We start from the raw sequence: 23226 nt of genomic DNA, 5'->3' as shown, positions 1-23226 counted from the left end.
GGCCATCAGGTGAGCTCTTGATCACGGGATGTCCATTGATGCCCCGACTTTTCGCCGCACAGCCCTGGGGTCGCGCTCCCACGGCTAGCAGAACCCTGCCAGTCCCCGATGGCCGGTTTTCCCCTCACCCCTGGGAACCTTCGCTCATCGTCGTACGTGTTTCAAGGGGCGCCTGGGCGGAATACGACCGATGTCCATCTTTTCGGAACCTCGCAATCCGGGCAGCTATGGAAAGGGGGAGAAGTTGATGGAAAAGAATCGCGACATACCGCAACAGCAACTCCGGGCACTGTGGACGGATGAACCCGCCCGGCGTACGCGGCTGCCTGATCCGGTGCGGACCGCCGCCGTAAGAGCGGTCATCATCATCGCGTTGACGCTGGTCCAGGCGATGGTGGCGATGCTGTGCACGCTCGCCGGGTCCTGGTTCGCCTTTCCCGCCGCGCTGAGCGCCGTGGCGAGCACCGTGGTGGCCACCTGGGGTGTGCTGGACGTGTGGGTGACCCGGCAGGTCTGGAAGCAGCGCAACGGCGTCATCTCGGTGCCGAGCAGCTCCGCGCGGGATCTCCGGCGTGCGCGGGGGCAGGGCAGGCTGTCCGGCGCCTGACGAACGCCGGTCGCCGTCCGGCGGTCGCCGGTCGGCGGAGCCGTGCTGGGGGAGCAGCTGTCCGTGTGTCGCGGAGTGCGGGTGCGTCGTGGCTGGGCGCGCGGTTCCCCGCGCCCCTGGTGGGGCACATCCTTCGCTGTACCAGGGCTGCTTGCCCCTTGGCCTGGCGGCCTGGGGCGGGCAGTCCCTGTCCGTGCGACGCCGACCGCGGGTGCGTCGTGGCTGGGCGCGCGGTTCCCCGCGCTCCTGGTGGGGCTCAACCCTGTGCTGAAGGCCTCAGGCGCGGCCCGAGGCCCGGCGCGCGCGTTCGCCGCGCCGGGCCTCGCACGGGAGTAGCCCACCGGCGCGGCGACGGGGTGTCCCAGGGTGTTCCTCCGCGCATGGCGTTTCCGCCCTGAACGGCGTCGATCTCGCCACTCGGCTCGTTTTCGCGGGGCGGGTTTTCGCCGCACCGTTTCCTTGGTGTTTCTCCCCATCCGCCCCGAATACGGGTGGAGTTCACGCCGGACTGTCCGCGGGTTTGTCCGCCGGGGCCGGGCCCTGCGCGACCGGCTCCTTCCGTGCCTGCGCCGCCTGCGGTTCTCCAGCGGTCTCCGCACGGTCGGGGCGGCGGTACATACGGGTCGCGGTGATCTGCCCGTGCACCGGCTCACCCTCGGCGTCCTGCTGCGGCAGACCTGGCCGCAAGTGCTCCTCCACGCTGATGTACTTCAGCCCGGCCCGCAGGTCCGCGTCGTTACGCAACCGGATGACCAGCGGGAACTCCGCCAACGCCGTCGTGTCGAACAGGCCCGTCGTGTACAGGAGCTGCACACCCAGCGCGTCGGCGACCGCCCGCTGGAGCTCCAGCAGATACGTCGCGTTGGCGCGGCCGATGGGATTGTCCAGGAACAGCGTTCCCGCGTGCCGGTGCTTGTCCCTGCCCCGGTCGTTGCTGCGCAGCGCGGCCATCGTGCAGTACAGCGCGATGGCCGCGGTGAGCAGCTGACCACCGGAGAACACGTCGCCCATCTGCCCCACCGGCACCCGCTCGGCGCGCAGCACAGCGTCCGGCTTGAGGATCTCCACGGCGACGCCGCGCGGCAGCAGCGCCGCGTGCACCCCGCGCAGCAGCAGCGACATGCCATCGCGGCGCAGGTCGCTGTTCTTCCGCACGGCCGAACGCGTCGCCTCGTCGATGACCTCCCCCAGCCGCTCGGTCAGCGTCGCCTGGTCCGGATCGTCGAAGCGGATGCGCAGGAACTCCTGCCCCGACCACTCCCCCAGGCCCTCAGGGAGCCGCGACAGGCGCTGCGCGGACCGCAGCGTGGCCAGGCAGGAGTCGACCAGGCCGCGCAGCCGGTCGACGATGCTGCCCCGGTTGCGCTCCAGCTGCTCCAGCTCGTCGGTCAGCACGCGCAGCCGCGGCGCGAACGCCTCGGCCCACGCCGCCGCGTGCTCGGGCAGCGCGGCCGCGGGCAGCTCCCTGATCTGCTGCCGCGCGGGCGTACGGACCTGCTCGTACCGGGTGGAGTTGGCGTGCCGTACGAGGATGTCGCTGGCCTCCCGCACCGCGGATTCCGCGGTGGACAGGTCGACCGCGCAGCCGCGCAGCGAGCGGCGGGCCTCCGCGGCGGCCTGCCGGGCCTGTTCGAGGGTCCCCGCGTACGGCTCGGGCTCGGTCGCCTCGGCCTCGGGGCCGGCGCCCTTGGCACCGCCGCGCGCGGGATCGGCTTCGTCCGAGGCCGAGCCTCTGATCAGGTCGCGGAGCAGGGCGGCGGTGTCATCGAAGCCGCCCGCCGCGTCCTCGGCCGCCCGGTGGGCGCGCAGCAGCTCGCCGTGCGCGGTGCGTGCCGTCTCCAGCGCGTCCGTACGGGCGCTCAGTTCGGCGTTGGCGGTACGCAGCAGTTCCTTGGCGCGCTCCGCGTCGGCGGGGACGAGGTCGTCGGGCAGCTCGGTGTGCGCGTCGCCTTCGGCGGGTGCCTGCCGCTCCGCCTCGCCGCGCAGCCGCCCCAGCTGCTCGCTCGCCGCCGACGCCCGGGACTCCAGCATCTGGACCAGGGACTCGGCGCGGGCCGCGGCGGCTTGGCGGGACGGGCCGTCGGCGCCGTCGGTGCCCTCAAGCAGCTGGGCGGCGCGCGTACGCACCTTGTTGGTCAGCCGCTCCAGGGTGGCCAGCGCGGCGCTCTCGTCGCTCTCCGCGCGGGCTTGTTCGGCCCGCAGGTCAGCGCCCACGCCGACCTTCTCGTACAGCTGGGACGCGGCGCGGTACGCCTCTCGCAGCGCGGGCAGCGACGCGGTCGGCGGGGGCGGCGCGGCCGCGCCGCCCGGGCTCTCGCCGGGCGCGCCCGTGTCCTCGGCGGCCGCGGTCAGGTCCTCGGGTGCGCCCGCGATCTCGGCGCGCTCGGCGCGCAGCGCGCGTGCGGTGCGATGGGCGTCGTCGGCGGCGCGCTGCGCGGCGCGGCGGTCCTCGTCGGCGGCGCGGGCCCGGTCCACGCAGACGGCGGCCCGCTCCTCGGCTTCGGCGGCTTCCTCGGCCAGCTCCCGCAGTCGCGACTGCCAGGCCGCGCGTTCGCGCAGCCGGAACGCCAGCCCGGCCAGCGCGTCGGCGACACGGCGGGCGCGCTGGGCCGCCTCCTGCTGCTCATCGCGTGCGCGGGCCGCCTCGGCGGTCAGCTCGTCGGCCTCCGCGCGCGCGGCTCCCGCCTCGGCCAGCCGCTGCCCCGCGGTCTCAGCGGCCTCCTGGGCGGTGGCGGCGGCGGTGGCGAGTTCGGCGAGGCGGCCGGGCGGGCAGCCGGTGCGCCAGGAGGAGAGCCGGGCGGCGAGCGCCCGGTCCTCGGCCAGCCGGGCCGCCAGGGTCCGGATGTCCTCGTCGCGGGCGAGGGCGCGGGCGCGGCGCGACTGCCGTTCGTCGTCGGCGGCCCGCTCGTCGTGCATCGCCGGGTTCGGCGGTACGAGGAAGACCTGGCTGTCCCCCGCGCCCGGCGCGGGGGTGGGGGCGAGCAGCGCGGCCGCCGTGCCCACGGCGACGGCGGAGCGCGGCAGCAGCGACGCCTTGCCGAGGACCTCGCGGGCGCGGGCGTGCGTGTCGGGGTCGGTGATGATGACGCCGTCCACCAGCTCCGGGCGCGCGGCGAGCACGGCGGCGTGGTCGGCGGGGTCGACGGCCTGAGCGAGGTAGCGCCAGCCGGGGAGCGCGGGGACGCCGTGTTCGCCCAGGTACTCCACGGCTGCGAGGACATCGGGGCCGGGAGGCAGCAGGCCGCCGTCGCCCAGAGCGCCGAGAATCCGCGCGTCGTCGGCGGCGGCCGTGCGCAGCTCGAAGAGCTGGCGCTCGGCGTAGGTGACGCTGTCGTCGAGCAGTTCGCGCAGCGCTTCCGCGTTGCGGTCCAGTTCCTCGGCGGTCAGCGGGCCTTCCCCCCGCCCGGTGGGCCGGTGCCCGTCGGCAGGCTGGTGGGCCTCCGGCGTGGCGCCGTCGACGGCATCGCCGTTGGCGGGGCGGGGCACCCTGCCCGGCCCGGGCCGGTGCTCCTCCCCGGCCCTCGCGCCAGGGCCCCCGTGCGCGGCGCCCGCTTCGCTCCGTCGCTCCGGGTCGCTGTCAGCGGAGACGGCGTCGCCGGACGGGGAAGCCGTGGCGTCGGCCGTCCGCTGGCCCGGGAGGCCGCGCGGCGCGGGCTGCGGCAGGCCCAGCAGCTCCACGAGCCGCTGTTCGGAGCCGAGCGATTCGGCCGCGCGGCGCTCGGCCTGGTAGCGGGAGTCCGCCGCGCGGGCGGCGTCGGCGGCGCGGGCGGCGGCCAGTTCGGCGCGGGCGTGTTCGGCCGCCGTTTCACGGGCCCGGTCGGCGGCCGTGGTGGCCGCTTCGCGCGCGCTGTCCCACGCCGCGGCCGCGGCCTTCTCCGCGTCGCTGGCGGTGAGCGCGGCGCGCGCCGGGTCGGCGTCCGGCGCGGTGTCGTCGAGCCAGCCCGCCCGTACCGCCTCGGCCGTCTCCTGTTCGACTTCGGCCAGCCGCTGCCGCAGGTGTTCCGCCTCGCTGCGGGCGCGCTGCGCCGCGGTCGCCGCCGCTGTGGCGTCGCGGTGCGCCACCTCGCTGGCTTCCTGGAGGGCCGCCGAACGTTCCTCCTCTTCCGCCGCGACCCGCTCCCCGCCCTCGGCCGCTCCATGCAGGGCGCGTACGAGATCGGCGGCGGCGCCGGCACGGGCGGCGAGCGCCGGGGCGGCGTCCCGTTCGGCCTCGCGGATGGCGGCGGCGACGCGCACGGAACGGTCGGCGGCGGCGCGATGCCGCAGTACGGTCTCGGCGGCTTGCCAGGCGGCGTGCAGCGTACGGGCGTCAACGAGCTCGCGGCGCTGGGCCGCGGCGCTCTTCTCCGCCGCGGCGAGCGCCAGCGAGGCGTGCCGGTAGGCGAGCTCGGCGGCGATGAGAGAGCTGTGGCCGCGCTGCCGTTCGGCCTCGGTGACGGCGTGCGCGGCGTCGGTGACCCGCTGCGCGAGTTCGGCGGTGCGGCCGCGCTCCTCGGCGCCGCGGGCGGCGAGCCGACCGGCGAGGTGACGGGTCCGCCGCTCGGCACCGGAGTGCACCTCCCGGGCGCGTTCGCGGTGTCCGGCCGCCTCGCTGATCCGGGTCAGCAGGTCCAGGGAACCGGCCGTGAAGTCGCGTTCCGCGGTCAGCTCCGCCCGGCGGCCCAGCTTGTGGGCGAAGCCGTGCACGAGGTCGGCGAGGCCGTCCGTGTCGCGGGTGTCGGTGACGGCGCGCAGCAGGAGGTCGGTGAAGTCGGAGTCGTTCTTGACGGCGAACAGACCGGCCGCCTCGCCCTCGTCGGCGTTCATCTCCCGCTGGTAGCGGAAGAGTTCCGGGTCGAGGCCCAGCTCGCCGAGGTGTTCGTTCCAGCGTTCGTGGATCTCCTCCCAGGCGACGTCGAGATGGGGGTACGCCTTGCCCGCCTCGGTGAGGGCGTCGCGGAAGCCCTTCATCGTGCGGCGGCGGCCCCGCGCGCCGGACACCCCGGCGAGCTCCGCCCGCGAGAACCCCTCGACGAGAGGCCGCACGGCGGTGGACTCGGCGACCGGCAGCGAGTCCAGGCTCAGCCCCGGGCCCGGCCGGAAGGAGTACCACGCCTCGGCGAACTTGCGCGGGTCGTTGGAGACCTGACGGCCGCGCCACTCGCTGACCTTGCCCACCACGACCGTCTCGCCGGTCACGGTGTGCTGCCACTCCAGGGCGACGTGGCCGCAGTCGTCGGCGAGCAGGAACTTGCGGAGCACCCCGGAGCTGGCCCCGCCCAGTGTGTTGCGGTGGCCGGGAAGCATCACGGAGAAGATCAGCTTCAGCAGAACCGATTTGCCGCCGCCGTTCTCCAGGAACAGGACACCGGCGGGCGCCGGGCGGCGTGGCGGCCCGACCGGCTCCTCCTGGAAGAACTCCGCCTGGGCCGGTGCGGGGCTGGGCACAGGCTCGCCGACTCCGCGCAGGTCGAGCACGGTGTCGGCGTAGCGCGCACCGGCTGGCCCGATGGAGTAGAGGCGGACCCGGGACAGCTCGTACATGGCGGCGGACTCTCGTTGTGTGGTGGGCGGTGTGTGTGGGCGCGGGAGCGGGGTGGCCGGGCTGCGGCGGCCGGTCAGCCGCTCAGGAGGGGCCGCCGTGGTCGGAGTAGAACGGCAGCCCGGCGTCGGCGACCAGGTCGAGGTCGTCGGTCTCCAGCGGCGGCAGGAGGCTCGCCGCGCCGTCGCCCACCGGGACGACGCCGAGATCCAGCAGCTCGGCCATGGCGGCGCTGCCCGCCATGTCGCGGACCTGGAGCTGGTAGCGGGCGGTGGTGCGGTACGCGCCGCCGGAGTCGTCTCCGGTGCGCTGGAGGAAGCCCGAGTCGACGAGGAAGGCGACGGCCTTGCCGACGATGCCGGTCGTCGAACCCGCGAGCCTGCGGGCGTCCTTGGTCGCGCCGGTCGCGCTGCGCCGGGCGTAGACCCGCCAGGCGGCTTCGAGTCCCGGGGCGTCGGTGGTGGGGTCGGTGTTCTCCCCGGCTGCGGCGGCGCGCTCCTCCAGGCGGCGGCACGCCTGCCGTACGAAGCTGTCGATGCCGTTGACGGTGACGCGGCCGATGTAGCCGTCGTCGGCGAGGTCTTCCGGGCGGGGGAAGGCCATGGCGGCGACGGCGAGGTGGGCGAGGCCGTGGAGGAAGCGGTCGGCGGAGTCGGGGGCGGCACGCCGGGCGTAGTCGCCCATGCGGACGGCGAAGACGGAGTCCTCGGCGGCGGCCACGGCCATTCCGGCGCGGGCGGACACCTCAAGGACGATGAGGCCGAGACCGGCGGCGACCGCGTCGGCGAGCCGGGCGAAGGCGGGGTCGTCACGGTGGCGGCGCAGCAGCTCGGCGTAGTCGGCGTCCCGGGCCGGCAGCAGCTTCGGCTGGAGCCCGTAGGCCACCAGCCGTGCCGCGTCGGCCGCGTCGGCGGGGGTGACACTCGCACCACCGTGCGGGGTCCCCGGCTGCCCCGCCTGCCGGCCGGCGCCGGGGGCGCTCCGGTCCGGCTCGTCCGTCGTGGACGAGAGGTCCCCTTGCGGCTGCGCGCCCGTGTCGGCGCGGTGGTCGGTCACAGCTGGTGCTCCTCGGAGTGAACGGTCTGAACGTCTGCGCTGCCCGCGGTCGCGCGCCACGGCGACGGCTCACCGGACCGGCGCCCCCGGGCGCCGCCGGACAGGCCGCGGTCGGCGCCGCCCCGGGCCCTGGGGCGCATCACGCCACCTCCGCGCGGTCAGCGGCCATGCCGACGGAGTCGAGGAGAGCGGTGCCGACGATGAGGTCGGCGCCGCCGAACTCCGGGTCGTCCAGCTCCGTGCCGTCGTCCACGGCGAAAAGCAGCCGCTGTTCGCCCTGGCGGTAGGCGGTGCCGACCGGGGGGCTCGCGGCGTGCACGGCGAGCAGGGCGACGAGGTAGGGCAGCGCGGGGTCGCGGCGGCGGGCCTCGGCGAGCAGCCCGGAGAGCCTGCGCGGCGCGTCGGACGGCAGTTCCAGCAGGTCCATCGCGGAGGCCAGCTGCTCCTCGCTGAAGCGGTTGTCGTCGGGGGTGGCGATCAGGTCGGGCTCGGGCATCTCGGCGCCGAGGTGTTCGCGTTCCACCGGTGGCGTCAGCAGCAGGTCCACCAGGTCGCCGACGCGGACGGACGCCGGGGTACGCAGGCCCGTGCCCCGCGCGAAGAAGGCGTCGGTGACCCGGCTCGCCTGCTCCACCGGGAGCGGCAGCACGGGCGCGATCAGCTGCCCGTACAGGTCGATCCCGGCGGTGGCGGCGGTGGGCGCGAACGCCTGCCGGTCCTGCTCGGCGCGGAACATCGGCCCGGCGTCCAGCAGCCTGGACTGGAGCTGGGTGTGGCGGCGGATGCAGTCCTTGACTATGTCGACCAGTTCGGCTGCCCGCCGCTTGTGGTCGGGGCCGCGCTGGTCGACGGCCTCGTCGCGGGCCTTGCGGATGTTCGTCAGGATGGCGTTCTCATGGCGGTACCGGTCGGCGATGTGGTCGAGCGCCTCGGCGATCATGTCCGGCACGGCGCGCAGCCAGTCGACGGCGCGCACGTTGCGCCGGGTCGCCTCCAGCGTCCTGCGCAGCGTCTCCGCGTACTGGACGGTGCGGTAGCGGGCCTGCTCGGCGGCGAGTTGGGCGTCGGCGAGCCTGCCCCGGCTGATCAGCGCCTCCAGCTTGACCTCGGCAGCGATCTGGGCGCTGGTGACGTCCGTGTCGAGGGCGCCGACCAGGACGTTGACCGCCTCGTCGGTGGTGCGCAGATAGACGGTGCCGCCCGGCCCCGGGACCTCTTCGATGAGCTTGAAGTCGTAGTCCCTGCGGACGTACGCGCCATCGGCGCCGAACGTGCCGTAGACGGCGCGGAAGCCGCGGTCGACGCTGCCGACGTTGATCAGGTTCTCCAGGACCCAGCGGGCGACGCGCTCGTGTTCGGCGGCGGTCCGGCCGGGGGCCTGGGCGGCGACGCGGGGCAGCAGCCTGGCGACTATCTGCTCGTGGTCGGCGCCGGTGTCGAAGTCCATGTTGAGCGTGACCAGGTCGATGGCGGCCAGGGCGATCTCCGCCATCGCGTATCCGCTGTACTCACCCGCCAGGTTGGCCTTGCGGACATCGAGGTCGTGCAGCGGCGCCGTGCAGGCGAGCGCGCGCAGCCGCCGGGCCAGGCCCTCGTCGGCGGCCGGGCCCGGGGCCGGCCGCGATGGGCCACTGAGCTGGGACGTAGCGGTCCCCGGGGGTGGAGAAGTCACGTCGCACAGAGTAGGCGGTCCCACCGACAACGGACGAAACGGCGCGGACCGGCCGGTCAGTGTGTGGCGCCGCCCACAGCCCGCAGGTCCGGGCCGCCGGCCGCCGCCGTGGCCGCGATCGCCCGCAGCGCTGCCGCCGTGGTGGCGACAGGGAGCGCGGGCTCAGCGCGGTCGAGTACCTGGTCCGGGGTGTAGGGGAGGTGGACGAAGCCGCCGCGTACGGTGGGCCGTTCGGTGGCGATGAGGTGCATGAGCCCGTAGAAGACGTGGTTGCAGACGAAGGTGCCCGCGGTCTGCGAGACGCTGGCGGGCGCGCCCGCCTCGCGGGCGGCGGCGACACACGCCTTGATGGGGACGGTGGCGAAGTACGCGGCGGGGCCGCCGACGACGATGGTCTCGTCGATCGGCTGGGCTCCCGTGTTGTCGGGAATGCGCGCGTCGTCCACATTGACCGCGGTCCGTTCCACGGTCACGTCGGGACGACCGCCCGCCTGTCCCACGCACAGCACCACATCGGGTTCGGTGGCGGCGATGGCGGCGTTCAGCGCGGCGAGCGCGGCGCCGAAGACGCAGGGGAGTTCGGCGATGGCCACCGCCACGCCGGGCGGCGGCGCGTCGGCCACGGCGCGTACGGCCGTCCAGGAGGGGTTGACGGTCTCGCCGCCGAAGGGTTCGAACCCGGTCAGCAGCACCCGGGGCGCCCGGGGCACCTCGGGCGGGGGTGCGAGCCTGGCGGACTCACCGGAAGCGGACGTGTCGGACATGACGGCTGCCTTACTCGTACGGGACGGGGTGCGGGCTCCGCGCGCCTGCGCGGCCGGGCGTCGACCTGGGCGGGAAGCGGCGCGACCCGTGGTAGCGGGTGCCGGGGAAAACGGGTCGGCCACCTTACCGGGGGCGCGCCGCGCTCAGAAGGCGACCACGGACATGATGACGATGTTGCAGCCGAGCAGGATGACGGCCGTGGGCAGTTGGGCCTTGATCGGTCCGTACTGGTCCTTCAGCTCCAGCAGCGCGGCGGGCACGATGTTGAAGTTGGCGGCCATGGGGGTGGCGAGCGTGCCGCAGAATCCCGCCAGCATGCCGATGGCGAGGACGGCGGCCGGGTCGCCGTCGGCGCCCTGGACGAGGACCGGCCAGCCGACCGCCGCCGTCATCACGGGGAAGGCGGCGAACGCGTTGCCCATGATCACGGTGAACAGGAACATCCCGACGCAGTACACGGCGACGGCGAGGTAGAGCGAGTCCTCGGGAAGCACCTTGGTGGTCAGCTTGCCGACCTCTTCACCGACACCGGATACGGAGAAGATGCTGCCGAGGGTGGCGAGCATCTGCGGCAGCAGCATCGCCCAGCCCATGGCCTCCAGCATGGAGCGCCCCGCGTGCACGGGGGTGGAGAGGCGCTTCTCGCGCAGCATGACCATGCCGACGGCCAGCGCGGCGATGGCGCCGATACCGAGGCCCAGGATGGTCTCGCTGCCCTTCTGCAGGACCGGTTCGCCGCCGATGGACAGCTTCTTGACGCCGACGGCGCAGATCATGGCGACGACCGGGATGGTCAGCGCCGGGACGAACAGCCGGTTGCCGAGCCGGGCCGCGCTCGCGACGCGTTCGGCGCCGCTGGTGGTCCGTACGGTGCCACGCCCGGTGAAGCCGAAGGCCGCGAGGCCGGCCATGGCCAGGACGGCGGCGCCCAGCGGCTCGGCGGGGGCGCGGTGTTCGACCACCCACGTGCTGTAGACGAAGCCGACGCCGATCAGGCCCCAGAACGCGGCGGTGCCCAGCCGCTTGGGGTTGGTGCGGTCGGTGAGCATCTGTGCGGCCATCACGAGGAAGATGGCGCCCACGAGCCAGTAGAACCACTCTGCCTTGATCACTTGACGGCCTCCGTGGCGGGCGAGGTGGCGTTCGCTGTGAGGAGTTCGCGCTCCAGCTGGCGGTCGAGCCGCAGCAGCCGCCAGCCGTGGACGGCGAACGCGCAGACAGCGGTGGGGATCGCCCAGAGCGCCAGGTGCAGGGGTTCGAGGTGCGTGTCGTAGGTGGTGTTGACGAAGCCGGTGATCAGCAGGATGGAGCCGACCGCGAGGAAGACGTCCTCACCGAAGAAGAGCCCGACGTTGTCGGCGCTGGCGGAGAACGACCGCACCTTCTCGCGGGCCTTCTCCGGCAGCGGCCCGTAGACGCGTTCGGCGGCGCCCTCGGCCATCGGCGCGACGAGCGGGCGCACGGTCTGCGCGGGTCCGCAGACGCTGACCAGGCCGAGCGCGGCGGTGACCTGCCGCAGCAGCAGGTAGAGGGCGAGAAAACGGCCCGTGGTGAGCTTGGTGAAGCGGGCGATCAGGTTGCGGGCCTGCTCCTGGAGGCCGTAGCGCTCAAGAAGGCCGATCACCGGCAGGGTGATGGCGAAGATGGTCACCGCACGGCTGGAGGCGAAGCCGTTCCCGAAGGCGGCCAGCACCTCCCGCGGCGACAGGCCGCCGAGCAGCCCGGTGACGATACCGGCCACCCCCACGACCAGCAGGGGGTTACGCCTGGTGGCGAATCCGATCACCACCACGAGGACGCCCAGGAGAACGATCATGCGTCCGCCTTCCGCGTGGGACCCCACGGGGCGTGAGGAGAGTGCCCCGGACGTTAAGGGATCGTTCAACGATCCGACAAGAGGGTGATGCGCGATTGATACGGGCGCGCCGGGCGCACGCTGCCGGGTGGCCTCCCGCGCGGAGCGCTCAGCCCTCGGCCATCTGCTGCGCGTACGCCCCGGACAGCTGACTGCGCGAGTCCTCCAGGTAGTCGGCGAGCAGCCGTTCCGCCTCGGCGGCGTCACCGGCCCGCAGCGCCTCCAGGATGTGCCGGTTGCGCACGAGGTAGGGGGCGTAGAAGCGCCGGGGGTCGGCCATCACATGGAAGACCAGCCGGAGTTCCGCCAGCACGCCGCGCATCAGCTCGTTGGTCCGCGGGCTGCCGGCAAGGGCGACGATGCCCTGGTGGAAGCGGATGTTGGCGGTGGACAGGTCCGCCCAGGCCCGGTTCTTGACCGCCTCCTCCCCCGCGACGACGGCGGCCTCGATCGCCTGGATCGCCTCGGCCGCGGCCTCGTAGGGCGGCTGCCCCAGACTGCGCACGGCCGCGCACTCCACCAGTTCCCGCACCCGGTAGATATCGACGAGGTCCTCGACCGTCACGACGCGTACGAAGACGCCCCGATTGAGCTCATGCACCAGCAGACGCTCGCGGGTCAGCAGGCGGAACGCCTCTCTGAGGGTGTTGCGCGAGATGCCCAGCGCCCCCTTGATGCTGTCCTCGGACAGCCGGGTCCCGGGCGGGAAGAACCCCTCGGCCACCCGGTCGCGCAGCACGTCGGCCACCCGCTCGGCGGTACTCGTACGCCCGAGCAGCAGCCGGTCCGTCTCCAGCCCGGACAGGTCCGCCGCTCCCGCGAGTCGCTCATCGGCCCCGTTCGCCACGCTTGTTCTCCCTTGCCCCGTTGACCTGCGCCCGATCCGGCTTCTGCCGCTGTTCAGCGCCACAGAAGTCAAGCCGAGAAGCGAAGACGAAACAACATCCCCTTGTCGGATCGTTCAACAATCGTCTACGTTGACTGGTGACCGGTCGGCCCGGTTGACGCCTCGGCGGAGAGTTCTACGGATACGGGTCGGCCGGTTCCGGCGCCCGTCGCGCCCCGCACGCCCGACACACCTGAACGGACGGACATGACCGACCCCATGGTGGACGCCCCGATCGATCTCAACGCCGACCTCGGCGAGGGCTTCGGCCGCTGGCAGCTCACCGACGATGACGCCCTGCTGTCCGTCGTCACGAGCGCCAACGTGGCGTGCGGCTTCCACGCCGGGGACCCCTCGACGATGCGGCGGGTGTGCGACCTGGCCGCCGAGCGCGGCGTGGTGATCGGTGCGCAGGTCTCCTACCGGGACCTGGCGGGCTTCGGGCGCCGCGCCATGGATGTGCCGCCACGCGAACTGGCCGACGAGGTCACGTACCAGATCGGCGCGCTGGAGGTCTTCGCCCGCGCCGCCGGTGCCCGGGTCGGCTACGTCAAGCCGCACGGGGCGCTCTACAACCGCAGCGTGCACGACGAGGAGCAGGCCGCGGCCGTGGTCGCCGGCGTGCTCCACGCCAGTGACTCGCCGCTGCCCGTCCTGGGCCTCCCCGGCTCCCGGCTGCACGAGGCGGCGGCGGCGGCCGGGCTGCCCGTCGTCAACGAGGCGTTCGCCGACCGCGCCTACACCGCGTCCGGCACCCTCGTGCCGCGCGGCACGGACGGCGCCGTCATCGCCGACGCCGACGCCGTGGTCAAACGCTCCTTGTCCATCGCCAGGGACCGCGCCGTCACCTCCGTCGACGGCCGGCGGGTCGAGGTCAGCGCGCGCTCGCTGTGCCTGCACGGCGACACGCCCAGCGCGGCCGCGCTCGCCCGCCGGGTGCGGGCCGAACTCGCGGGCGCGGGCATCCGGGTCGAGGCGTTCACGTGAGCGGCGCCGACGACGGCGCCGGGCGGCCCGCCGGTGACGGCCCGGGCGGACCAGGTGGATCGCGGGGAACCGGCCGCCGCCGGGCCACCGGCGGCCCGGCGGCGAACGTGCGCGCCCTGCCGGTCGGCGCGCGCGGGCTGCTGCTCGAAGTCGGCCCCGGTGACTCCGTGGAAGCCCTGCACGCCGAACTCCTGCGCCGCGTCGGCACCCAGGACCTGCCCGCCGTACGCGAGATCGTGCCCGCCGCCAGGACCGTCCTCCTCGACGGCCTGGAGGACCCCGGCCGCCTCGCCGCCCGCCTCGCCACCTGGCACATCCCGCCGCTGCCCCGCAACCGGGGAACGGCCGTCGAGATCCCCGTGCGCTACGACGGTCCTGACCTCCGCGACGTCGCCGACCTGTGGGGCGTCACCCCGGCCGAGGCCGTACGCATCCACTCCGGTACCGAATTCCGCGTCGCCTTCTGCGGGTTCGCGCCCGGCTTCGGCTATCTGACGGGCCTGCCCGACCGCTACGACGTGCCGCGCCGCGCCACCCCGAGGACGAGGGTCCCCGTCGGCTCGCTCGCCCTCGCCGGGCCGTACACCGGGGTGTATCCGCGTTCCTCGCCCGGCGGCTGGCAGCTCATCGGCACAGCCGACGTCGTCTTGTGGGACACGGCGCGCGACCCCGCCGCGCTGTTCGCGCCCGGCACCCGCGTCCGCTTCGTGCCCCAGGACGCGCCGGGCGCGCGCGGTACGGCCGAGGGAGCGCCCCGATGACGGACAGCGCCCTGGCGGTCGTCCGGGCGGGCGCCCTGACCACCGTCCAGGACCTGGGACGGGCGGGCCACGCGCACCTCGGTGTCCCCCGCTCCGGGGCCCTCGACGAGCCCGCCCACCGGCTCGCCAACCGCCTGGTGGGCAACCCCGGCGACGCGGCGACGCTGGAGACGACGCTCACCGGCTGCGCCGTGCGGGTCCGCCGCGCGACGACGGTGGCGGTCACCGGCGCGCCCTGCCCCGTGACCGTCGACGGCCGCCCCGCCGCCTGGGGGACGGCCGTGCGGGTACCGGCGGACGCCGTGATCGAAACCGGCGCTGTGACCGGCGGCGTGCGCGGCTACCTGGCGTTCGGCGGCGGCATCGACGTCGAACCCGTGCTCGGCAGCCGCTCCACCGATGTGCTCTCCGGACTCGGCCCGGCGCCGCTGACCGACGGCGCCGTACTGCGGCTCGGCCCGCCGCCGCGCGCGCCGCACACGGACGGGGCGCCCTGCGCCGGTCCGGTACGCGAACTGGTGCTGCCGCTGCTGCTCGGGCCACGCGACGACTGGTTCACCGAAGGCGCGCTGCGCACGCTCGCGTACGGCGCCTACCGGGTGTCGCCCGCGAGCAACAGGATCGGGCTGCGCACCGAAGGACCGGCTCTCGCGCGCGCGAAGGACGGCGAACTCCCCAGCGAGGGCATGGCGCTCGGCGCTGTGCAGGTACCGCCCGACGGCCGCCCCGTGCTCTTCCTGAACGACCACCCGACGACCGGCGGCTATCCCGTCATCGGTGTCGTGCCGGAGCGGTGGCTGGCCTCGGCGGCGCAGGCGGCGCCCGGCACCCCGGTTCGTTTCCTGCCCCGGCGGGCACGCTGGTAGAGCGGCTGCCTCACCACGCGCCGCACTCCGGGCGGCCCCGTCGCGCCGGGCGTCAGTCCTCGTCCCCGCGCGCGGGGGCCCGCGTGAGCTGGCCCGCGGGCTGCCGGGCCCGGCGTCCGGGGATCGCGTTCGGGGATCGCGTTCGGGGCCGGCGGACACCGGACTTTTCGAGGAACCTCAAAGTATTTGTCGCCGGGACCGTCAGCGGTGATTCTGAAACCTGGATGAGGGGTCAGGGCTACAGCGGCCGCGGCCCCTGGGGGACATCCGACGGGGGGATGGGAAGCCCACCGCGCGGGGCGCCAGTCCGCGCCGGCGGTACCAGCAGAACCGGTGGCGCCTGAGACGGCCTCCGAGCGCTCCCCGGCCCGGCCGCTCCTCTGCGGCAGGCCGGTGCGGCTGACCATCAGTGCCGGACGGGTTCAGCGCTCGCGGTGAGCGCGGAGCCCGTCCGGCGCCAGACTCCGGCGGCCGGGCGGGGCTCAATCTGGCGGCGTTCCGTAACCGCCGCCGCCCGGCGTCCGGACGACCAGCACATCACCCGCCGCCACATGCGCCACGTCGCAGCCGTTCAGCGTGTCCACCGAACCGTCGGCGCGCTCGATGGAGTTCGCGCCCAGCGCGCCGGGTTCGCCGCCCGCCATGCCGTACGGGGGGACCCTGCGGTGCCCGGTGAGCAGCGCGATCGTCATCGGTTCGAGGCAGCGGATGCGCCGGGTGACCCCGCAGCCGCCGTGCCACCGGCCCCGCCCGCCGCTGCCCCGGCGCACCTCGAAGCTCTCCACCCGCACCGGGTAGCGCCATTCGAGCACTTCAGGGTCGGTCAGCCGGGAGTTGGTCATATGGGTCTGCACGGCGTCCGCGCCGTCGAACCCGTCCCCGGCGCCCGAGCCGCTGGCGACCGTCTCGTAGTACTGCACGCGCTCGTTGCCGAAGGTCACGTTGTTCATCGTGCCGGACCCCTCCGCCTGGACACCGAGCGCCGCGTACAGCGCGCCGGTGACCGCCTGCGAGGTCTCGACGTTTCCCGCGACGGTGGCCGCCGGGTAGGTGGGGGCGAGCATGGAGCCCGCGGGGATGCGGACGTCGAGCGGCTTCAGGCAGCCGCTGTTGAGGGGGATGTCCTCGGCGACGAGCGTCCGGAAGACGTACAGCACCGCCGCCATCACCACCGAACTCGGCGCGTTGGCGTTGCCGGGCTGCTGCGGTGAGGTGCCGTGGAAGTCCAGCACGGCACCGCGGGAGGCGTGGTCCACGCGCAGGGCGACCTCGATGACCGCGCCGCTGTCCGTCTCGTAGCGGTACGAACCGTCGGTGAGCCCGGCGATGATGGCGCGCACCGACGCCTCGGCGTTGTCCTGGACGTGGCCCATGTAGGCGTGGACCACGTCGAGCCCGAACTGCTCGATCATCCGGCGCAGCTCGTGGATGCCCTTCTCGTTGGCGGCGATCTGGGCGCGCAGGTCGGCCAGGTTGGCGTCGGGCGCGCGGGAGGGGTAGCGGCCGGCGGCCAGCAGTTCGCGGGTCTCCCGCTCGCGCAGTTCGCCGTCGCGTACGAGAAGCCAGTTGTCGAAGAGGACGCCCTCCTCCTCGATGGTGCGGCTGAAGGCGGGCATGGAGCCGGGGGTGGTGCCGCCGATGTCGGCGTGGTGGCCGCGCGAGGCGACCAGGAACAGCAGCCGCCCCGCGTCCCCGGCGCGGGCGTCCGCCGGGTCAGGACCGAAGACGGGGGTGACGACGGTGATGTCCGGCAGGTGCGTGCCGCCGTGGTACGGGTCGTTGATCGCGTACACGTCGCCGGGCCGCATCCGGTCCGCGTTGCGCCGCAGCACCTCCTTGATGGACTCGCCCATGGAGCCCAGGTGCACGGGGATGTGCGGAGCGTTGGCGATGAGGTTCCCCCCGGCGTCGAAGAGGGCGCAGGAGAAGTCCAGCCGCTCCTTGATGTTCACGGAGTGAGCGGTGTTCTCCAGGCGCACGCCCATCTGCTCGGCGATGGCCATGAAGAGGCTGTTGAACACCTCAAGCAGCACGGGATCGGCCTCCGTGCCCGCGGCGACCGTGCGCGCGCGGGGCCGCACCCGGGTCAGCAGGAGATGCCCGTGCTCGCCCATGACGGCCTGCCAGTCGGGCTCGACGACAGTGGTGGCGTCCTCCTCGACGAGGATCGCGGGCCCGCTGACCGTGTCCTGGGGCCGCAGCCGGGCCCGCTGGAAGAGCCGGGTGTCCTGCCAGCGTCCGTCAGCGAACATCCGCACGGTCGTGGGCGCCGGTCCGTCCTCGGGCCCGCCGGGGCCGGGCGCGAGGACCGGGGGCGCCGCGGCGTCCGCCGCGCCCACCGCCTCCACCGACACCGCCTCCGCCACGAGGGGCTTGTCCATGGTGAAGGCGTAGCGCGTGCGGTGCGTCCGTACGAACTCCTCCGCCATCTCGGTGGCGGTGCCCAGCGGCACGGCGATGGCGGAGTCGGTGCCCGCGTACCGCAGGTGGACGCGCGCCGAGGTGCTGAGGGACGCCTCGGGTACACCGTCGGCGAGGAGTTCGGCGCGGGTCTGCCCGGCCAGTCGCGCGCACTCGGCGCGCACCCGGGGCAGCGCCTCCTCACTCGCCAGCTCCACCTCGACGGCCTGTTCGCGCATCGCGGCCGCGTCGGCGACCCCGATGCCGTACGCGGAGAGCACCCCGGCCAGCGGCGGGACGATCACCGTGCTGACGCCGAGCGCGTCGGCGACCGCGCACGCGTGCTGGCCGCCCGCGCCCCCGAAGCTGGTCAGCGCGTAGCGGGTGATGTCGTAGCCGCGCTGCACGGAGATCTTCTTGACGGCGGTCGCCATGTTGAGCACGGCGATGTCGAGGAAACCGGCCGCGACCTCGTCGGGGCCCCTGCGGTCGCCCGTCGCCGCGGCGATCTCCTCGGCGAGGCGGGTGAAGCGCGTGCGGACGGTCTCCACGTCCAGGGGCTCGTCGGCGTGCGGGCCGAACACCGAGGGGAAGTGCGCGGGCTGGACGCGGCCGAGCATCACGTTGGCGTCGGTGACGGTCAGCGGGCCGCCCCGCCGGTAGCAGGCGGGGCCGGGGACGGCGCCCGCCGAGCCGGGGCCGACGCGGTAACGCCGTCCGTCGAAGCGGAGGATCGAGCCGCCGCCCGCGGCGACGGTGTGGATGTTCATCATCGGCGCCCGCATCCGCACACCGGCGACCTCGGTGCCGAAGACCCGCTCGAACTCGCCCGCGTAGTGCGACACATCGGTCGAGGTGCCACCCATGTCGAAGCCGATGACCCGGTCGTGCCCGGCCTGGGCGGCGGAGCGCACCATGCCGACCACGCCGCCCGCCGGGCCGGAGAGCACGGCGTCCTTGCCCCGGAAGTGCGCCGCCTCCCGCAGCCCGCCGTGGGACTGCATGAACATCAGCCGGATGCCGCGCAGTTCCTTCGCCACGTCCTCGACATAGCGCCGCAGGATCGGCGAGAGGTAGGCGTCCACCACGGTGGTGTCGCCACGCGGCACCAGCTTCATCAGCGGGCTGACCTCGTGCGAGCAGCTGACCTGGGTGAATCCGGCCTCGCGGGCCGCCGCGCCGACGGCACGCTCGTGCGCCGCGTACCGGTAGCCGTGCGTGAGGACGACGGCGGCGCTGCGGAAGCCGTCCCGGTGCGCCGCGCGCAGGGCCCGCGCCGTGGCGTCCAGGTCGAGTTCCCGTACGACGCCACCGTGCGCGTCCACCCGTTCCGGGACCTCGATGACGCGCTCGTACAGGGCTTCCGGCAGCTGGATGCGGCGGTCGAAGAGGCGGGGGCGGTTCTGGTACGCGATGCGCAGCGCGTCCTTGAAGCCCTCGGTGACGACGAGGACGGTCGGCTCACCGGCCCGCTCCAGCAGGGCGTTGGTGGCGACGGTCGTGCCCATCTTGACGACCGCGATCCGGTCGGCGGGGAGGGGGTCACGCGGGCCGAGGCCGAGCGTCTGCCGGATTCCGGCGACCGCCGCGTCCTCGTACCGCTCCGGGTGGTGCGAGAGCAGCTTGCGGGTGACCAGGCGGCCGTCCGGGCGTTTGCCCACGACGTCCGTGAACGTGCCGCCACGGTCGATCCAGAACTCCCAGCGTCCCGTCGTCGTCATCCCGGCATTGTCTCAGCGGACGGTGGCATGGGCGGTGAGGCGGAGCGGGCGCGTACGAGGCGCCGCCGCGGGCGCGACCGGGCTACGGGGGCCGGCAGCGGCGCCGGGCCGGTCAGCGAGCGGTAGGCGGCGGACGGCAGGCAGCGGGCGGCGGGCAGCGGGTGGCGGGTGGCGGTTTCGTGGATGCGGACGTTCCGCTCCCGCCCGAGCGCGGCGCCCCGCGAGGCGGCAGGAGTCCGGCGTCCCGCCCTGTGCGGCGCCGCGCGTTCACCGTACGTCCAACCGCCGTTGCGTGTAGGCCTATTGAGCGGCGAACGGGCGCCGTACAACGATGCCAGGTGTACTCTCGAAGCGCTGCGCTTCGTCCGCCCCGGGGACGGAGCGTGTTCTCGTGGGATGGCCACGACTCCCCCGCCACGCTGGACAGCGCACTCTTCTCTCGCCCAGAGCAGGAGGCATCCCGTGACCACGGGTCCCCCGTCCCCGGAAGAACCCCGGTTGACCATTCAGCGCCCGCCCCGGTCCTCGTTCACCGAGCGCCGCTTCCTCCGCTTTTTCGCTCCCGCGCTCCTGCTGCCCGTCGTCGGCACCCTGGTGCTCGCGTTGTCGGGCAATGTGCTGCTGCCTTTCGAGCGTGTGGTCACGCTGGAGGCCAAGATGGCGTCCAAGTCGGAATTCTTTGAGGATGAGGAAGTCAAAAGGCTGCTCATGAAGCGCAACATCCGGGTGCGCGTCACCAAGATGGGTTCCCGCGAGCTGGCGATCCGGGACCTCGACGCCTACGACTTCGTCTTCCCTTCCGGCACCCCGGCGGCCGAACTGATCACCACTCAGCGGGCGAACGAGAAGAAGCTCGCCGCGGTGCACCGGCCGTTCATCACCCCGATCGTGCTCGCCACCTATCGCGAGTACGCGGAGGCGCTCCGGGACAAGGGCGAGCGAATCGCCACTCCGCAGAAGACGGCGGACGGACCGAGCGAGTTGTACTACGACCTGGACATGGAGAGATTCCTCAGGCTGACGGAGAGAGGAGACCGCTGGAACACCCTCAACGTCTCCAAGTACGGGGCGAGCAACAACAACGTCGTCGTGGCCCACACCCCGGACGTCTGCGAATCCAACTCCGCGGGCACTTATCTGGGCCTGGTCGCCTTCGTGAAGAACGGCGACGACACCCCGAAGACCAGGAAGAAGGCGGACGAGCTCGCCGAGGAGATCAAGCCGCTGCTGGTCGCCCAGGGACAGCCCTCATCGGAGATGTTCCGGACGTACACCGCCCCGGAAGGAAAGGGAATCGCCCCGGTCGTGGTGGTCTACGAGCACCAGTATCTGGCCTATCAGCTGGGCCACCGCGAACGCGAGGGGAAACCCGACCGGCAGCGCGTCCTGCTGTATCCGACGCGGCACTTCGTGACCCAGCCCGAACTCGTCGCGCTCACCCCGGACGGTGACCGGCTGGGCGAGCTGGTCACCACCGACCCCGAACTGAAACGCCGCGCCCTGGAGCTCGGTTTCCGTACGCTCGCCGCCCCCGGCAGCCCGGCGGACGGCGGTCTGCCGCGCCACCTCGCCGACCATGGTGTTCCCGCTCCCGACATGAGCGCCAGCGACACGAAGTCCACCATGCCCGACCTGCCGTTGCTCGAACGCATGATCTCCATCGTCGGGGAGTGCCCGGCCGCCGAGGCCGCCGGAAGCGGGACCTCGTGAGGCCGTCCGCGCGTCGGCTCGGCGTGTTCGCGCTCAGCGCCGTGCTGCTCGCCACCGGTGTCTCCTGCTCCTCCGGCGACGAGGAGCCCACCACACTCCGGGTACTGGCCAGCGCCGAACTCGCCGACCTCGGCCCGCTGCTGGACGAACTGCGCGACGACACCGGTGTCCGGCTCAAGGTGGACTACCGGGGCACCGTGGACGCCAGCAACGCGCTCACCCCGGGCGACTACGACCACGACCTCGCCTGGCTCTCCTCCGACCGCTACTTCCGGCTCAAGCTCAAGGAGTCAGGGAAGAACGCCCCCCGGCCGCTCAGCACGAACACCATGCTCTCCCCCGTGGTCATCGGCATGAAGCCGCGGGCCGCCGACCGCCTGCGCGCGAGCACGGGGCACCGGGAGCTGTCCTGGGCCGACCTCGCCGACGGCGCCGCCACCGGATCGCTGCGCTTCGGCATGGCCGACCCCCGGCGCACCAACAGCGGGCTGTCCGCGCTCGTCGGAGTGGCGACGGCGGCCGCGGGGACCGGCGACGCGCTGCGCGCCAGGGACGTCTCCTGCGACCGGCTCCGCGGCTTCCGCGGCGGCCAGACACTGACGGCCAAGACCAGCACCGCCCTGCTGGACGCGTACGTGGAACAGCAAAGCAGTGCGGACGCGCTGATCGGCTACGAGTCGGAGCTGCTGGGCCTGAACGCCGGCGGGAAGCTGCGGGACCCGCTGGAGATCATCTATCCGAGGGACGGCATGGTGCTGGCCGAGTACCCGCTTCTCCTGCTCAACGCCGAGCGGCGCACCGCGTACGACAAGGTCACCGACTGGCTGGCGCGCCCTTCGACCCAGAAGAAGATCATGCAGCGGACCCTGCGGCGACCGCTCGACCTGCGGGTGACCCGCGATCCCCGGCTACGCGAACCCGTGGGCAACGCCCTGTACTTCCCCAGCGAGCGCGCGGTCGTGGAGCGGCTGCTCGCCGACTACGGCGACCCCGGTGACCGCATCCCCGACCAGGTGATCTTCCTGCTGGACTTCTCCGGCTCGATGCGCGGCGCGCGCATCGCGTCGCTGCGGTCGGCGTTCGCCGGGCTGAGCGGCGCCGACGGCTCACCGCTGGGCGAGTTCGTCCGGTTCCACCAGGGCGAGCGGGTCACCGTGATCCGCTTCGGCGGCCACGTCCTCGACGAGCGGAGCGTCACCGTCGGGGGCGAGAAGGACCTGAGCGCGCTGCGGGACACGGTCGCCACCGACCGGTTCGCCCAGCGGACCGCCATCTGGTCGTCGCTCGACCACGCGTACAAGACAGCGGCCGAGGCCCTCAGCGATCAGCCAGGCCGGCCGGTCTCCATCGTCCTCATGACCGACGGCGAGAACAACGCGGGCAGCAGCCTGGACGACTTCGTCCGGCGGCACCGGGCGCGCTCCCCCGGTCTCCGGGCCGTGCACACCTACCCGGTCCGCCTCGGCGAGGCCGACATGGCGCAGCTCCAGCGCGTGGCGCGCGCCACCGGCGGCCGCGTGGTCGATGCGGGCGCCACCTCGCTGTCCGACGCTTTCAAGGAGATCCGTGGCTGTCGATAGCGGTCTGTGGTGGAGCGTCTGGTGGCCCTGGATGCTGTTGTGGTCGGTGACCTTTCTCAGCGTGCTCGCCCTGCTGGCGCTGCTGGCCGTCCTGTGGGCCCGGCGCGGACGGCACCCGGGGAACCGGAACCACGCCTACAGCATGTGCTTCTACCTGCACGACAAGTCCGTCATGGACCTCTACCAGATGGGCGGCCACAGTGCGGCCTTGGAGAAGGAGGTCGAGCACCGGATCAGCGGCGGCAAGGAAGGCAGCGTACGGGGCAGGCTCTTCGGGCTGAGCGCGGGCGGCGGGAAGTCCGTCAACCGCGAGGAGTTCAGCACGTACATCGAGAAGGCCGAGTCCATCACGGTCATCCGCATCATCATGGATGTCCTGGAGCGCGCCGACGTCATCGTCTCCGTGGACCTGCGGCACCGGTCGGTCATCTCCAACCGCGCGCTGACGCGCGCCCTGGACGCCACCGCCCCCGCCGGCTCCGGTCGGCAGACGCGGGTACGGCTGCGCGACATCGAGGACTTCGTCTCGATCCGGGGCCGCTTCCGCCGGGTCGGCCAGGACACCGCGAGCACCGTGTTCCTGGCCCCGTACGGCGACCCCGACGACCCGGCCCAGGGCCCGCAGGTCCGGGTCACCTGCGCCACCGAGGGCCTGCGCGGCGAGGAGATCCCCGACGGCGCCTTCCAGGCGCGCTGCCTCGGCAAGGTGCAGGACTGGAACCCGGAGCGGAGCGAGCTGCGCGTGCAGGCCATCGCGATCTTCCGCTGACGGGGCGGGCAAGGCCGCGCGGGGGCGCGGGCCGGGCGGTCAAGGTGGTGGTCGTCCTGGGGGCCTCCGG

At 73.6% G+C, this 23226-nt stretch carries 14 protein-coding genes and 1 pseudogene; 7 read left to right on the top strand and 8 right to left on the bottom strand.

The window, feature by feature from the left end; translation table 11 throughout:
- Positions 1-247 precede the first annotated feature (247 nt).
- Positions 248-592, top strand: a pseudogene (locus AC5P1B_RS07635) (hypothetical protein); the annotation flags it as partial.
- A 513-nt stretch (positions 593-1105) separates the two neighbouring features.
- Here the strand turns inward: AC5P1B_RS07635 and AC5P1B_RS07630 are convergent.
- The 7 genes from AC5P1B_RS07630 to AC5P1B_RS07600 form a co-directional block, all read right to left on the bottom strand.
- Positions 1106-6130 carry a hypothetical protein gene (locus AC5P1B_RS07630; protein ID WP_493885782.1) on the bottom strand — a complete coding sequence of 1675 codons (5025 nt, stop codon included), beginning with the start codon at positions 6128-6130 and terminating at the stop codon, positions 1106-1108.
- An 82-nt stretch (positions 6131-6212) separates the two neighbouring features.
- The gene (locus AC5P1B_RS07625) at positions 6213-7184 is read right to left on the bottom strand and encodes a hypothetical protein (protein WP_493885781.1); all 972 of its coding nucleotides are present in this window, start codon (positions 7182-7184) and stop codon (positions 6213-6215) included.
- 139 nt (positions 7185-7323) lie between these two features.
- The gene (locus AC5P1B_RS07620) at positions 7324-8856 is read right to left on the bottom strand and encodes a hypothetical protein (protein WP_493885780.1); all 1533 of its coding nucleotides are present in this window, start codon (positions 8854-8856) and stop codon (positions 7324-7326) included.
- A gap of 56 nt (positions 8857-8912) precedes the next feature.
- Positions 8913-9620, bottom strand: coding sequence for a pyroglutamyl-peptidase I (pcp, locus tag AC5P1B_RS07615; protein WP_493885779.1), 708 nt, complete (start codon positions 9618-9620; stop codon positions 8913-8915).
- Positions 9621-9764: 144 nt separating this feature from the next.
- Positions 9765-10733, bottom strand: coding sequence for a DUF979 domain-containing protein (locus AC5P1B_RS07610; RefSeq protein ID WP_493885778.1), 969 nt, complete (start codon positions 10731-10733; stop codon positions 9765-9767).
- Positions 10730-11437, bottom strand: coding sequence for a DUF969 domain-containing protein (locus AC5P1B_RS07605; protein ID WP_493885777.1), 708 nt, complete (start codon positions 11435-11437; stop codon positions 10730-10732). The genes AC5P1B_RS07610 and AC5P1B_RS07605 overlap by 4 nt, the downstream gene beginning before the upstream one ends.
- Positions 11438-11585: 148 nt before the next feature.
- Positions 11586-12323 carry a GntR family transcriptional regulator gene (locus AC5P1B_RS07600; protein WP_493885776.1) on the bottom strand — a complete coding sequence of 246 codons (738 nt, stop codon included), beginning with the start codon at positions 12321-12323 and terminating at the stop codon, positions 11586-11588.
- A gap of 246 nt (positions 12324-12569) precedes the next feature.
- Here AC5P1B_RS07600 and AC5P1B_RS07595 point away from each other — a divergent pair, with 246 nt between their 5' ends.
- The 3 genes from AC5P1B_RS07595 to AC5P1B_RS07585 all read left to right on the top strand — a co-directional run bounded on the left by AC5P1B_RS07595 (position 12570) and on the right by AC5P1B_RS07585 (position 14976).
- Positions 12570-13349 (top strand): LamB/YcsF family protein, encoded by a 780-nt coding sequence (locus AC5P1B_RS07595; protein ID WP_493885775.1) that lies wholly within the window; start codon positions 12570-12572, stop codon positions 13347-13349.
- 107 nt (positions 13350-13456) lie between these two features.
- Positions 13457-14110 carry a 5-oxoprolinase subunit B family protein gene (locus AC5P1B_RS07590; protein WP_493885819.1) on the top strand — a complete coding sequence of 218 codons (654 nt, stop codon included), beginning with the start codon at positions 13457-13459 and terminating at the stop codon, positions 14108-14110.
- Positions 14107-14976, top strand: a complete 870-nt coding sequence (locus AC5P1B_RS07585; protein ID WP_493885774.1) for a 5-oxoprolinase subunit C family protein — start codon at positions 14107-14109, stop codon at positions 14974-14976. Before AC5P1B_RS07590 ends, AC5P1B_RS07585 begins: the two co-directional genes overlap by 4 nt.
- Positions 14977-15458: 482 nt before the next feature.
- Here the strand turns inward: AC5P1B_RS07585 and AC5P1B_RS07580 are convergent, their stop codons facing one another.
- Positions 15459-19097, bottom strand: coding sequence for a hydantoinase B/oxoprolinase family protein (locus AC5P1B_RS07580; protein WP_493885773.1), 3639 nt, complete (start codon positions 19095-19097; stop codon positions 15459-15461).
- A gap of 462 nt (positions 19098-19559) precedes the next feature.
- Between AC5P1B_RS07580 and AC5P1B_RS07575 the strand changes: the two genes are divergently transcribed.
- From AC5P1B_RS07575 to AC5P1B_RS07565, 3 genes are read left to right on the top strand one after another with little or no spacing between them, the layout of a single operon-like run.
- The gene (locus AC5P1B_RS07575) at positions 19560-20807 is read left to right on the top strand and encodes a hypothetical protein (protein WP_493885772.1); all 1248 of its coding nucleotides are present in this window, start codon (positions 19560-19562) and stop codon (positions 20805-20807) included.
- Positions 20804-22387, top strand: a complete 1584-nt coding sequence (locus AC5P1B_RS07570) for a vWA domain-containing protein (protein WP_493885771.1) — start codon at positions 20804-20806, stop codon at positions 22385-22387. Before AC5P1B_RS07575 ends, AC5P1B_RS07570 begins: the two co-directional genes overlap by 4 nt.
- Positions 22374-23156, top strand: coding sequence for a hypothetical protein (locus AC5P1B_RS07565; RefSeq protein ID WP_493885770.1), 783 nt, complete (start codon positions 22374-22376; stop codon positions 23154-23156). The genes AC5P1B_RS07570 and AC5P1B_RS07565 overlap by 14 nt, the downstream gene beginning before the upstream one ends.
- Positions 23157-23226 lie beyond the last annotated feature (70 nt).

The organism is Streptomyces sp. A01, assembly GCF_059026195.1.
This window is presented reverse-complemented; position numbering and strand designations above follow the sequence as displayed.